General features: G+C 61.8%; 12 protein-coding genes. 5 read left to right on the top strand and 7 right to left on the bottom strand.

Features of this window, described 5'->3' with window-relative positions:
* Positions 1-251: JAB domain-containing protein (locus NAV32_RS16355; RefSeq protein WP_336604873.1), on the bottom strand; the 251-nt coding region annotated here is incomplete at its 3' end.
* Between the two features lie 373 nt (positions 252-624).
* Here NAV32_RS16355 and NAV32_RS16350 point away from each other — a divergent pair.
* The 3 genes from NAV32_RS16350 (at position 625) to NAV32_RS16340 (ending at position 2,658) form a co-directional block, all read left to right on the top strand.
* Positions 625-852: a hypothetical protein gene (locus NAV32_RS16350; RefSeq protein ID WP_003298081.1), complete on the top strand. Its 228-nt coding sequence runs from the start codon at positions 625-627 to the stop codon at positions 850-852.
* Between the two features lie 216 nt (positions 853-1,068).
* The gene (locus NAV32_RS16345; RefSeq protein WP_036998428.1) at positions 1,069-1,857 is read left to right on the top strand and encodes an NYN domain-containing protein; all 789 of its coding nucleotides are present in this window, start codon (positions 1,069-1,071) and stop codon (positions 1,855-1,857) included.
* 171 nt (positions 1,858-2,028) lie between these two features.
* Positions 2,029-2,658, top strand: coding sequence for a hypothetical protein (locus NAV32_RS16340; protein WP_256053854.1), 630 nt, complete (start codon positions 2,029-2,031; stop codon positions 2,656-2,658).
* Positions 2,659-2,706: 48 nt separating this feature from the next.
* On the opposite strand, the gene NAV32_RS16335 is transcribed toward NAV32_RS16340, so the two are convergent.
* The 3 genes from NAV32_RS16335 to imuA are packed head-to-tail and all read right to left on the bottom strand — an operon-like array spanning position 2,707 to position 7,821.
* Positions 2,707-5,781, bottom strand: a complete 3,075-nt coding sequence (locus tag NAV32_RS16335) for an error-prone DNA polymerase (RefSeq protein ID WP_256053853.1) — start codon at positions 5,779-5,781, stop codon at positions 2,707-2,709.
* The gene (locus NAV32_RS16330; RefSeq protein WP_256053852.1) at positions 5,778-7,184 is read right to left on the bottom strand and encodes a Y-family DNA polymerase; all 1,407 of its coding nucleotides are present in this window, start codon (positions 7,182-7,184) and stop codon (positions 5,778-5,780) included. The genes NAV32_RS16335 and NAV32_RS16330 overlap by 4 nt, the downstream gene beginning before the upstream one ends.
* A gap of 7 nt (positions 7,185-7,191) precedes the next feature.
* Positions 7,192-7,821, bottom strand: coding sequence for a translesion DNA synthesis-associated protein ImuA (gene imuA, locus NAV32_RS16325; RefSeq protein ID WP_256053851.1), 630 nt, complete (start codon positions 7,819-7,821; stop codon positions 7,192-7,194).
* 419 nt (positions 7,822-8,240) lie between these two features.
* Here imuA and NAV32_RS16320 point away from each other — a divergent pair, with 419 nt between their 5' ends.
* Both NAV32_RS16320 and NAV32_RS16315 read left to right on the top strand, forming a co-directional pair.
* Entirely contained in the window at positions 8,241-8,993 is a 753-nt protein-coding gene (locus NAV32_RS16320) for an ABC transporter transmembrane domain-containing protein (RefSeq protein ID WP_256053850.1), read from the top strand.
* The gene (locus NAV32_RS16315) at positions 8,993-9,916 is read left to right on the top strand and encodes an ATP-binding cassette domain-containing protein (RefSeq protein ID WP_256053849.1); all 924 of its coding nucleotides are present in this window, start codon (positions 8,993-8,995) and stop codon (positions 9,914-9,916) included. Before NAV32_RS16320 ends, NAV32_RS16315 begins: the two co-directional genes overlap by 1 nt.
* Positions 9,917-9,933: 17 nt before the next feature.
* Here the strand turns inward: NAV32_RS16315 and NAV32_RS16310 are convergent, their stop codons facing one another.
* From NAV32_RS16310 to NAV32_RS16300, 3 genes are all read right to left on the bottom strand, one after another.
* Complete coding sequence (locus NAV32_RS16310; RefSeq protein WP_256053848.1) at positions 9,934-10,659, bottom strand: LuxR family transcriptional regulator; 726 nt, start codon at positions 10,657-10,659, stop codon at positions 9,934-9,936.
* A gap of 178 nt (positions 10,660-10,837) precedes the next feature.
* Complete coding sequence (locus NAV32_RS16305) at positions 10,838-11,104, bottom strand: hypothetical protein (RefSeq protein ID WP_256053847.1); 267 nt, start codon at positions 11,102-11,104, stop codon at positions 10,838-10,840.
* 498 nt (positions 11,105-11,602) lie between these two features.
* Positions 11,603-12,955 (bottom strand): HNH endonuclease, encoded by a 1,353-nt coding sequence (locus tag NAV32_RS16300; protein ID WP_256053846.1) that lies wholly within the window; start codon positions 12,953-12,955, stop codon positions 11,603-11,605.
* Between the last annotated feature and the right edge of the window lie 2 nt (positions 12,956-12,957).

The following is a 12,957-nucleotide window of genomic DNA, read 5'->3' as shown; positions in this document are numbered from 1 at the left end:
ACGTACTCGATCAGGCGATGCCGGTTGTCTAGGAACAGCACTGCGAACACTTCGTGCTCGAAGCCTGCCAGCTTGGCGCCCAGGTAGTCCTTGACGACGTCAGGCGCGGTGAACGCTGCACCGCGCGGGATCTTGAGATCTATCACCTGGCGGGCTGCCGTCAGGATCTGATCGGCCGTGGCCGGCACATAGTGGCCTGCTTCGTCTTGAATCAAAAGAGAAGAGACCATGGCGCAAGAGGAAATCGACATGTCGGTGCTCCGGTAGCTCGGGCGGAATTGCCCGGAACCGGTCCGGCACGGCGCAGCGCAAGCAGTCAGGGGGCGTAGCCGGCGACCGCCGCAAACACGCCACGCGGGTGAAGCCCTTGACGGCGAGAACGCCGTGACACGGTGAGAGGAAACAGCAAGACCGTCCCCATACCCCACACGGAGGTTCGGTTAATCACGGCAAGCGAAGCGCGCAGGCTTTCGCTCCCTGTGCGTGTAGATGTAGATGACCGCGTCGCGCTGACGAGACGTGCGTCAGTCTTGATCACGCACCGCAGATGCTGAAGCGGGGCAGTCAGGTTGAACCGCATGGCATGTCGAGGTATACGACTTCACCCGGTTTCGAGAACGTGGCATGGACAACGGATTTATCAGAAAAAGGTTGGCGAGAGCTTTTGCCCGAAGGCTTGCGGGAGAGATGCTCGCTGATATTGACCTGGCGCAGGCCGATTTCGCAGACCAGCCGCTAACAGCGGAAGAGCGGCTGGAGGTCTATGCGGAAATTCGGCGTATCTCGGCACAGCTCCTCAGCGCCAGCGAAGCGGGAGGCAACCATGCGTTCAGACTGGACGTCGGCACGTAGCCGATCCTGTTCTGCCTTCGCTTAATTGTGCAGTAGCGTACCGAGCAAGGCCGCTGCAATCCTCTCCCAGCTGCCGCTATACCACGTGCCGGTTTACATCCTGGCAACGCCTTTGAGAGAGTCCTCTTCGGTTGGAGTGCCTGTGCCGTTGCGCTAGGATCAGCCAGTACGACGTGCCGATCCACAGGGGCGATCAGGGATGAAGGGGAATACAGGATGGCGTTTCCAGCAAATGGCGAGACTCGGGTAGCGGTCCTGGTAGATTGCGACAACGTTTCACCGGAGATTTTGGAACATGCTTCGCGCGTCGCCGCACAGTTTGGGCGGGTAGTGGTTCGACGCGGTTACGGCAACCACGCGACGTTAGCGAACAGATGGCAAGATGCCCTGGTTCGCCTGGCTTTCACCCCTTGCCTGCAATACCAGTATGCGCCAGGCAAGAACACCGCCGATATCGCGCTGGCGCTCGATGCGCTGGAAGTACTCTTCGACGCACGTGCCGACACCTTCTGCCTGGTAACCAGCGATTCGGACTTTGCGTACCTGTGTCGCAAACTCCGGGAGCGGGGCGCGACGGTTTGTATTGTGGGCGAAGCCAAGACACCGGATGCGCTGCGCAACGCCAGTGATGAGTTCTTTGAATGGACGCGCCAGGCCCCTGAGCAGACCGGCGAATCACCGGAGCCCCGGGCAGCGACTTGTGCAAAGGTCGACGCCAAGGCGGAACCCGCCAAACCGGTCGTCAAGCGTCGACCCCGCTTCGTGGTCGATGCGGTCGCCCTCATGGTGGCTGGCACGAACGAAGGCATGGTTCCCCTCAGCACGTTGGGCGGTTATCTCAAGCGCGCCGACCCTGCATTCTCGCCCAGCGCCTATGGGCATTCCGGGTTGCTCAACATGATCAAGACCTATGACCTGCTGCATGCCGTGCAGGAGTCAGGCGGCCACTGGAGCGTTAGCCTGGCCAAAGAGCCGGATGCAGACGACACAGCGACCTCGTCCTAAGGTGCTGCAGCTGTTGCACGCCTGCAGCAAGCACACCCGGTCACAGTGACCTCTGCACGTGGTTTTCAATAGAGCAGGCTAAAAGGTGCGATCTAACCTATAAATGGAAGATGTCCCTTATCCCCGATTCGGTATGTCGGGAGAACCCGACGGAAATCAGGAGCACTCCAGATGAACGCCACTCACGCTTACGGACGGCGCCAAGTCCTGCTTGGATCTGCCGGCCTCGGCGTTGCCGCAATGCTGCCTGCCGTTGGCATAGGGCAGACACCCGACACTGTCGGTTTATTGAACGTGCCGGCAACCGACATTGGCACATACCACCGAGAAATCCTGTTCGAGACAACCCGGCTGCTAAGGGGCCAGCCTCTGTTCACCGAGGGCGCCTTCTATGTGCAGATCGATAGCCTCGTGAAGAAAGAGATCATCGGAGAAGGCGATGCCGAGATCCTCAAGACGCTCAGCAGAAGCCTGCTGAGCGAGCAAGCATTTGAAGCGATCGAGGAAGAGCTGCGCGCCCTCGTGGAGCAACTCAAGCGTGCCAGGAACGATGTGGCCGCAGCGATCGGCAGCATCGCCGAGGACAGCCTCCTCTACGTGAAAGAGTTCGCGGAGCAACTGGACAAAAAGAAATTGGCACTGGTGATCGCTCATGACGTACAGGGTGCGATCACCGGCGCTGCTGCCGGAGCAACGCTGGGCGTCAAGATAGTAGGGCTTGGCGCCATTCCTGCAGCCGTCTTTGGAGCACTGCTGGGGGCTGCGTCCGGTTCCGTGATCGGGGCTCTGGGACCGGAGTAGCCGAACGATGTCCTGTGCGGGCCTGCACGCAGTTGGGACTGCCTTCATTCATTGAAAGTCCCGGCTGCGTACATCCAGGCCGGTCAGCAGCGCAGTGAGGTCTGTGAGGCGACCGGCGATCACATGGCGTACGCCATCGGCCATTTCCAGATGGCCATCCACGCGCAGCAGGCGAGATTGCAACAGCACGCGCCGCTGACGTTCGGCCAGGTCGTTCCAGACCACCACATTGACCATGCCAAACTCGTCTTCAAGGGTAACGAAAATGACGCCGCTGGCGGTTTGCGGTCGCTGGCGACCGATCACCAGGCCGGCGACGCTGATCAGCCGATCAGGCTCCATCTCAAGCAGCTCGCGTGAACTGCGGCAACGCAGGGCGCCAAGCTGTTCGCGCAGCAGCAACAGGGGATGAGGCCCCAACGTGGTACCGAGGGTGGCATAGTCGGTCAGCAGATCCTCACCCACCGAGGGCGCTGGCAGCGCCGCCGGTGTGTCCTCGGTCGGGGGCACACCGGCAAACAGGGGCAGCTGCGTTTCAACACCGGCCACCGCCCAGCGTGCTTGATGACGATTGCCGGCCAGCCCCTGCAGGGCACCTGCATCAGCCAGTTGCTCACGGGTTCGGGCATCAAGCTGAGCGCGCCGGCACAGATCGTCCACATTGGTGAAGGCCTGCAGCTGGCGTGCTGCTTCGATACGCCGCCCCTCGGCCTCGCGCACACCACGGATCATCCGCAGGCCGATGCGAATGGCCGGCTGTACAGCGCCGGTAGGCTCCAGGCTGCACTCCCAATCGCTGTAACGGACATCCACAGGGCGTACCTTGATGCCATGGCGCCGGACATCCTGCAGCACCTGATCGGGACTGTAGAACCCCATCGGCCAGCTGTTGATCAGTGCGCAGGCATAGGCTGCCGGCTCATGGCACTTGAGCCAGCAACTGGCGTAGGTGAGCAGGGCGAAGCTGGCCGCATGGGATTCCGGAAAGCCGTAGCTGCCAAAGCCTTTGATCTGCTCGAAGATGCGCTCGACGAACTGCGCCGTATAGCCCTTTTCCAGCATGCGAGAGGTCAACCGCTGGCGGTGCGGCTCCAGCCCGCCGTGACGCTTCCACGCGGCCATGCTGCGGCGCAGTTCGTCCGCTTCGCCCGGGGTGTAGTCCGCTGCGACGATGGCCAACTCCATCACCTGCTCCTGAAACAGCGGCACGCCCAGGGTCCGCTCGAACACTGGCACAAGCTCCTCGGAGGGATACGCAATCGCTTCCTCGCCGTTGCGCCGGCGCAGGTAGGGGTGGACCATGTCGCCCTGGATGGGACCGGGACGCACGATGGCCACCTGTATCACCAGGTCGTAAAAGGTCTTTGGCCGCAGGCGAGGCAGCATGGCCATCTGCGCCCGCGATTCGATCTGGAATACGCCGATGGTGTCGGCGCGGCTGATCATGGCGTAGGTCGCCGGGTCTTCCGCCGGCAGGCTTGCAAGGGTCCACCGTGTGCCGCGATAGCGTTCAATCAGATCGAAGCAGCGGTGCAGGGCACTGAGCATGCCGAGCGCGAGTACGTCGACCTTCAGCAGGCCCAGCAGGTCGAGGTCATCCTTGTCCCACTGGATCACGGTACGCCCGGCCATGGCTGCATTCTCTACCGGGACCAGCGTACTCAGGGGCTGCTCGGAGATGACGAAGCCGCCGGGATGCTGAGACAGGTGACGAGGAAAACCGATCAGCTCGCCCGTCAGTACCAGGACGCGACGTAATAGCGGATTCTCCGGGTCGAAACCGGCTTCAGTCAGGCGTTCATCGTCGGGAGGCTTATCGCTCCAGCGTCCGCAGCAGTCGGCCAGGGCATTGACCTGGTCGGGCGGCAGGCCGAGGGCCTTGGCCACATCGCGTACGGCCCCGGCCCCGTGGTAACTGCTGACCACGGCAGTGAGGGCGGCGCGCTCGCGGCCATAGCGACGGAAAATGTACTGGATGACCTCTTCACGGCGCTCGTGCTCAAAATCGACATCGATGTCGGGCGGCTCATTGCGCTCGCGCGACATGAACCGTTCGAACAGCATCCGGGTGCCCGTTCGTGCCGGGTCGAGTTCGGTAATGCCCAAAGCAAAACACACCGTGGAGTTCGCCGCCGAGCCGCGACCCTGACACAGGATGTGCTGCCCGCGTGCCCAGCGCACGAGGTCATGCACCGTCAGAAAGTAGCTTTCGTACTGCAGCTCGGCGATCAGGCCGAGTTCATGCTCGATCAGTGCCCGAGCCTTTTCTGGCACGCCCTCTGGCCAACGCCAACGGGCACCGTCTTCGACGAGTTTACGAAGCCAGGAGGTGGCGTCATGGTCTGTCGGCACCAGTTCATGGGGGTACTGGTAACGCAACTGACCCAGATCGAAGGTGCAGCGTTCGGCGATGCGCAGGGTTTCGGCCAGCAGTTGGGGCGGATACAGCTCGGCAAGCTCCTCGCGTCGGCGCAGATGACGTTCGCCATTGGAGAACAAATGGGCGCCAGCCTCGGCCACCGGCAGGTGATGACGGATGGCGGTCATGCAGTCCTGCAGGGCGCGTCGTCCACGGGCATGCATGTGAACGTCACCGCACGCCACGGCGGGCAGGCCGCAGGCCTCGGCCAGGTGGAGCTGTCGTTGCAAGTGCGCGGCGTCATCCGGCCCACGATGCAGCTCAATGCCGAGCCACAATCGATCGGCAAAGCGCTCGTGCAGCCAAGGCGCGTGAGGGGCATCATCACCGGCCAGCCAGATCGCCAGCAGGCCCTCGGTCGACTCCGCAAGGTCCTCGGCCAGCAGCCGGTAGCGGCCTTTTTCAGCGCGTCGCCGGGCCAGGGTAATCAAGCGCGAAAGCGCCTGATAACCGGTGAGATTCTCGGCCAGCAGGACCAGCCTGGGCCCGTCCTCAATCGGCATTTCGCTGCCGACGATGAGCGGCACGCCGCTGTCCTTCGAGGCCTGCCAGGCACGCACGACACCGGCCAGGGTGCATTCATCGGTGATCGCCAGCGCGCGATAGCCCAGACGCGCGGCGCGCTCGAACAGCTCCTGCGCGCTGGAGGCCCCGCGCTGAAAACTGAAATTCGACAGACAATGCAGTTCGGCATAGTCGTTCATGCGAACCAGCCATGCAGCAGCAGAGGGCCATCGGTGCCAACCGCCCGAAATGCCCAGCCACGCTGGCCGCTGCGCATCTGCACCACATAATAGTCGCGGCGTACATCGGCCCCGTCCCACCAGCCGGACTCGATGCGCTCGGGACCGGCGAGGATCTGCAGGGAGCTGTCGCGCAGCGGCTGAGGTTCGGCCAGCAGCCAGCCGGGGCGAGCACCAGACCGTGGCGGCGGGACTGAAGAGCCCGTGGACCAGGCGCACTCGGGCCGGTGATCGGCGCGGGCACCCAGGCCATGCACGGCGTCATCGCCCAGGCGCGCACGCAGGCGCTCGCGTAGTCGCTCCCAGGGCAGGGACTGCTGCGGACGCTCCTCGAACAGCTGGCCGTGCGCCGGGGCAAAGCGCGGTAGCTCACGGGCGACCAGCCGTACGGCCAGCACAGGTGCGGGCAGTTGCACCTGTTCGAGGCGGCTTCGAGTCAGTTCAAAGAGCATGCTGGCGTCGCGCTCGGCACTCAGCAAACCCACCGGCACCTGGCTGTCGGCCATGGCGCGGTGTTCCAGATGCAGAATGAAACGCTGTACACCGCTGTCGCGTCCGGCGAGGAAGGCGGCCAGATCAGATGTCAGCCGGCGCAGGGGGAACAGCAGTGCCTGATGCGACTCGACCTCGAAGTTCAGCTCGATGCGCTGCTCGAACACATCGGGTGGGCGGTGAAAGTCCAGGGCTAGCGGGCGGATGCCAAGCAGTCGATCCAGTTGCAGCAGTACCTCGGCAGGAAAGCGTCGACTCAGGCTGTCACGCGGCAGGGCGAGTATCCGGGCCAGATCGCGCAGGCCCATGCGGGCGAAGGCCGTAGCTGCTTCACGGGAAAACCCCAGGTGCTGCACTGGCAAGCGACCAAGGGCCTGGCGCAGTGTGTCAGCCTCCGTGATTGCCAGGCCATCATGGACGTTGGCCAGCACCCGTGCGGCGACCGGATTGGGGGCTGCGGTAATGCGATGGCGAAAGCCCAGCGCGCCGAGCTCCTCGCGCAGCCGTGCTTCGAAACGGGGCCAGGGGCCGAACAGGCCAAGGCACGAGTGCACCTCCAGTAGCAGGCAGCGGGGATAGTGCAGGCTGACCTGGGCGCTGAAGCCGTAGGCCCAGGCGGCGAGCAACTGCTGCCAGCGCTCGATGGCAACCGGATCGTAGTCGGCGGTGGCGAAGTTCTGGCTCAAGGCCTGAGCGGCGATCAGGGACTGGCCGGGCCGCAGCCCCAGCGCCCGCGCGGCGGGATTGACCGCCTGCAGCACGCGCCGTTGCGCAGGTCCTGCGAGCAGCGCCAGAGGCGAATCCGCATCGGCACGTTGGCGCAGCACGCCATCCATGGCCAGTTGCGGGAAGAGGATGCAGGCCCAGAGCATCGCCACCTCAATGCCAGCCACTGGCTGCAAGCGCAGGTGTCGCGATGGGCCGTGCGGGCGCCAAGCCGCCACGGCACTTGAGAATCCGCACCTGGCTGGCATCCAGAACCAGGCGCAGCGCCGCTGGTGAGGCATTTACGGCCTCGCTCAGAGGACGGTAGGCAAACGCCAGCGTTTTCCCGGTTTCGGCCGCCACCTGCAGACGGCGCAGGGCGCGGTCGTCCGCCTGCCTTGGCCAGCACACCACCGCACCACAGCTGCCCGAGCGCAGGCATTGCTCGGCAGCCCACAGCGCATCGCGACCGGCAGCCCGGACGATGGCCAGGTGGCGCAAATCAACGCCTGCGGCGAGCCACGCCTGGGGGTAGGGCACGTGAGGCGGCCCCACCAAAACCACCCTTTCACCCGTCTGGGTCAGGCTTGCCAGCGTCGGCCACAGCAGGCGAAGCTCACCGACGCCCGGGGCGGCTATCAGGATCTCGCTCAGCGCCGAGTTCGGCCAACCGCCGCCCGGCAGGGCAGCATCGAGCGCAGCATGCCCGGTCGGCTGGGTTGAGGAGGATGACGTGCCAATCGCCTGGCCACGCCAGACCTGGCGTGAATCGAGCAGGCGGTCGAGTGCGACCACAGAGGACATAGGATCGATACTACCGATACTGTATGGATAAACAGTATCCTGTTGTACCCTGCATCTGGTCAAGCCGAATTGAGATGCTCGAAAGGTAGACGCGCACACCTGATAGGGGCTTGGCATCTTTGCCGGGGGCAGGCGATGGAAAGTCGCGACGACCTCCCGTTGAGCTCAAAGCGCCTCCGTGACCCATTGCCCTCGATCAGCGGTTCGATGCCACCGCACAGGGAGCCTGTCATATCTGCCAGCTGGTTGCCCAAGCCTGTACATGAAACGCTGCTCAGCTCGGCTCGGCTTGTCAACGCAGCGCTATCGCCCAAGGTGGATCAGCACCGGCCCCTTGATTCGAGAGCGTATCGCGCACCGATGTCTGCGACGACCGCCAGGCTACGCTAATCACCCTGAAAGGTGACTTCGGAGGATTAATGAGGGCGGGGTGGGACCAATATCGACGCGCGCTGAGGCTGGTCCGAAAATACTACCCGGAGGCCTTTACTTACTTTGCTATCGCCTCGGCCATCCTGCTGGCGCTGGCTCTGTTGAATACGACCGTACCGGTGCTGCTTCGCGAAGCCACCAACCGGCTGTCCGCCGGTGAGGCAATGGCGGTCATCCTGGGTACCGCAGCGGCCTATGCACTGTGTTGGACCGGTGCCCAAGTACTGGAGTGGACCAAGAACATCATTTCTGCCGCCGTGCTGGTGCGCTGCGATGCCGCTTTCTACCGGGCGTTCTTCGATCACCTGTTGAAGGTGCCGTACACCGAGTTCCGCACGCTAGACCAGGGTGTGTTGGTCGCCGATGCCCAGCGCTCCAAGGGGGCGTTCAGCGCGTTGACCAGCACCCTGTTCTGGATCGTACTGCCCACGCTCGTCGAGCTGCTGTTCGTGTTCATCGTGCTGGCCAACCTGATCAACCTGGTGTTTGCTGCCTGCTTCATCGTCGGCATCATCGCCCTGGTAGGCCTGTCGGTGCGGCTGTCGCGCAAGACCAGGGGCATACACCAGCGCATCATGGAATCGAATAACCAGGTGATGTCCCATTTCGTAGAGCGGATGCGTCTGGTCGAGGAGATCAAGCTCAACAACGCCCAGCCCATGAGCAACAGCGCTACGGCGGCAAGGTCGGCGGTTTCATCGACAGCGTCACCCTCGGCAACCTGCGCATTGGCCTGCTGATGCTCCTTCAGGTCGCCCTGGTGGGCGCGCTGCTGCTGGCATCCACCCTGTATGTGGTCGGCCAGGTGGCCTCGGGCACCTACACGGTGGGCGACTTCGTCATGATCAACGGCTACGTCATTCAGCTGACGTTCCAGCTGGCGCTGCTGGCCAGTGTGCTGATCGAGTTGCGCAACCACTTCGTACTGCTGGACCGAGGCTTTCACTACCTGGACATGGAACCGGAACCCCAAGGCCGGCAGGCGCCCGATACGGACCAGGACATCCTGTTCGAGCTTAAGGCCGTCTCCTACTACGCCGAGGGCCGAGCGATCCTTCACAATGTCGACCTGCAGATCAGGCAGGGCCATACCTACGCGATAACCGGCCCCTCGGGCGCCGGCAAGACGACGATGCTGCGCCTGCTCGTGGGTCTGATCCAGCCAGAGCAGGGCACCGTCAGGACGTTCGGCGCCGAAGCAAAGGACCTCGACCGCACCGCGTTGCTCGATGCCGTCTCGGTCGTCACCCAGCATCCGCTACTCATCGCCGGCAGCGTGGCCGACAACGTCCGCTACGGTGCAAACGAACAACTGACCGACGCCCAGCTCAACGCCATTCTCAAGCAACTCGGGCTCGATACCCACGCCGCTGGCACCCCACTCGCGAACAAACACGTCGGCTTCGATGCCGCCGCCGTGTCGGGCGGTGAAAAACAGCGCATCGCCATTGCCCGGGCGCTGGCGCGCGGCACACCGACGATCCTGCTGGACGAGCCGACCTCAGCACTGGATGTCGCGAGCGAAGAGCGCACCATCGACCTGCTCAAGGCACGAACCCGAACGCTGGTGCTGATCACGCACCGCCCCTCCGTGATCGCCAGGGCCGACTACATCATTCATGTCGCGGGCGACGGCTCGGTTCGCGTGTCACCCCAGGCCTGAGCTAACGCCAGACCCTGTCAGATATGGCCCAGTGCGGTGGCCAAGGCGACGGCCCCGGCAATGTTGCCCGCATCAAGCTTGCGCATGGCGTTCTCGTGATGAAAACGCACCGTTCGCGCAGCGATGCCCAGGATCATCGCGACTTCCTCCTGGCTCTTGCCACGCGATGCCCAGAGCAGGCATTCACGCTCCCGCGTGGTCAGCGACTCACCATGGCAGCTTGCCGCCAGTTGACCCACCAATTGATGCAAGGTAGTCGCCACCCCAGACAGCAGGTACGCATCCAGTATCCCGATGTCCCGCCCATGGTGGTTATCGGGATACTGGCAAAAGCTCAATGAGGAAATCTGCTCGCCACGCGCATGCGCCGGTATGGACGCGCCCCTGTATGTATCAATCAAATGCCGCCGCGCACAGGCCAGAAACACCGCATCGGCTTCGCAGCCAATAGGCCTGGCAGTGACCTCGGACCAATGGAAGGGAAGGGCGCAGCGTCGTGCTCGTCGCATGAAGGGATCTATGCACTGATAACGGTGCTCGCGATACAGCGCCTGCCAGCAGGTGTCGAAGTTCGAGACGATAACCGGCGTCCCCTTGCCCAGCACCAGACCGTCGACGTAGATGAAGGCGTACTGGTCGATTCCCATGCGCGCAAACAAGCCGGCCAGGACCTGGTGCAGATCATCCAGGCCACCGGCCTCGCAGAGATCCTGAGTGGCGCGCCTGATCAGTTCGAGTTCCACGGCAGTCAGCTCCACGAGCAGGACGAAGACCCCAGCGAATAGCTAAACGCAGCCCACGGCGCTCAATGCTGTTTCAAGCGCGCATGAGGACAAAGGCAGTCAGGCGTACGTGGCCGTAGCCAATGCTACCTTCCAAAGCGAAACGGGCCGCCCGCAAGCAGACGACCCGCCAAGCGACTCAGCCGTGCACCGCGCTCGCTCCAAGCGCGCGGCGATACAGCACAGCCATTTCGTCGAGCAGCTCCTGAGCCGCATAGACCGTCATCTTCAACCGCAGATCCTGCGGGTAAAAGCCGTCAGGTCCAGCAATCTGCTCCAAGAGATTCTTGACGATGTCGACACGCAGTTCCGCCTCAGCGAGCACAGGCTGTCGTAATGCGACGAACGAGGAGGGCGTTTTCGGACGGTTAGGGAACAGGAGAAGTGTGGATTCAAGATCAGCCATGGCACACCTCCGAAGAGGTGACATGAAACAACGCTGATGAATCTAGGTGGAGCGCGGGCGTAAAAAGGATGTATCGCATGTTGCTTATGCTCCTCGAACTGGTTAAGGAGCCGTCACCCGCCGTTGCTACGCGGTTATGGGTGGCGGACCGCACGGGGGTAGCAAACCGGCGTCCGAGGGAACCGGCCAGGCCGAAGCCTGCCCCGCACGGCCCGCCATAGCAAAGCAGTAGCTTGATGCAAAGCACCAACTACCAGCTATGGCGCTGTCGCGCCCTCGAACGGTTTCAGGTTGCTACACCCGGTCGTGGGATTGACCACGACCGGCGCAGTCTAGCGCGGGGGATTGGGGGAGGGCAAACAGACTGGGGCGTAGGGCTAAGATCAATGCACCAGAGCCGCTTCGCCAGAGTCTGGCCGACCTCTATGAATCAAGGCGGGCGGTGAATTCAGATTGGCCAATCCGCAACCTAAAGTGTGTGGGTTGCCATTGGCAGTGTTATCCCTCTGTTAATAACGCCCGGCGCCGCTGAAGGTACTCGATTTTTGGAGCGCCCGCTTCGGGGGAACGTAACTTCTGCCCGTCATGAGGCGCTAAAAGATTTTTTAGCGCCTCATCTTCGCTAAGCTTGCTCCACTCAATATGAACGGTCAGCTCGTCATCAATGGTTAGATATCCCGCTTCAAATGCGCGATCCACAAGCAGTGATAGACATATCCCATTTGAAGGGTCTATTCGGATACTGTGGTCTTGGCTCCACGGTACGATATGGGACGCAATGAGAAAATTCTTGGTCTTAATTCCAGTTATGGCGCACTTAAAACCATAGTTTTTTTTCACGGCTTCGGCAAAGGCCCTTTGCGCACTGCCCCTAGTCTTGGTAGTTGCCAGAGTGTCAGGGACCGCAAAGTTATTTTGCTCAATTTGTGCTCTAAAATCTTCGACTTCTTCGAGGGAAACCTCGAATGTCTCAGCGGCTGAGTCCCCCTGTTGGGATGGGGGGAACCGTGTCTCCAGAAAAGCTATAATTTGCTCTGTGGTTGCTGTTACTGCCGGCGGCATTGCCGGAGCGTTGATCCATGCATCATGATTTCTGGAGGGGTCGAAAAATAGTCCGTATGCAGGGCTACGAAGGTAGTCTGACAGCTCTTTTCCTGCTTCAGCGTTGAGACTTTCTAGTACGTTTGTCAGGTTAGCAGTTGTCGCTAGCTGTTGTAGTGTCGCTTGGATATCGGAACTCGGTACCAAACCTCCACTTTCTATACTCGACCAGGCTAGCGCTTTGCTTTTAGTTGTCTTTTTTGCAAGGGCATGAATTTCTTGCGGGACGTTTTGCATGCTGGCCCAAGAGAACTCGTCGCTGGGCTCTTCTAGATAAGCACGCAGATGTAGGGTTGCAGGCTCATCCCTTAGTTTGATCGCCATCAGATATGGCTGACCAGCTCCGCTCGTTTGCAATAGCGTGAACTCGTGGTCAGCTGCGATACTGTCTAGGTGAGTAGGGTCACCCGGTATGGTTTCTGCGGCGGCTTCGTTGGGCGCTAGCGACATTTTCCACGCTTGAGGTGCGCCTCGAGCGGTATCCCATTTTAAGTGTGGTCTATCCGCTGAAACTCGGACGAGCGCGCCAAGGGTTGTTCCTGATGGCCACTTATACACGAGGGGGATTGATTCATTGCCTGTGAATAGCGATGGAAAGTGAGTTTTTAACGTATCGGCGAATGCGCTGCTTTTGTATAGCTGGATATAGTCCTTCGTATATGACGTCCCCGATAGGCGTCCGTAGGTTGCGCGATGAGCAGAAGAACCGTAGTGAATTACTAAAACCCATTCGACGGGTAGTGCAGTCATTT

Source organism: Stutzerimonas stutzeri (assembly GCF_024448695.1).
Taxonomy (GTDB): domain Bacteria; phylum Pseudomonadota; class Gammaproteobacteria; order Pseudomonadales; family Pseudomonadaceae; genus Stutzerimonas; species Stutzerimonas stutzeri_T.
This window is presented reverse-complemented; position numbering and strand designations above follow the sequence as displayed.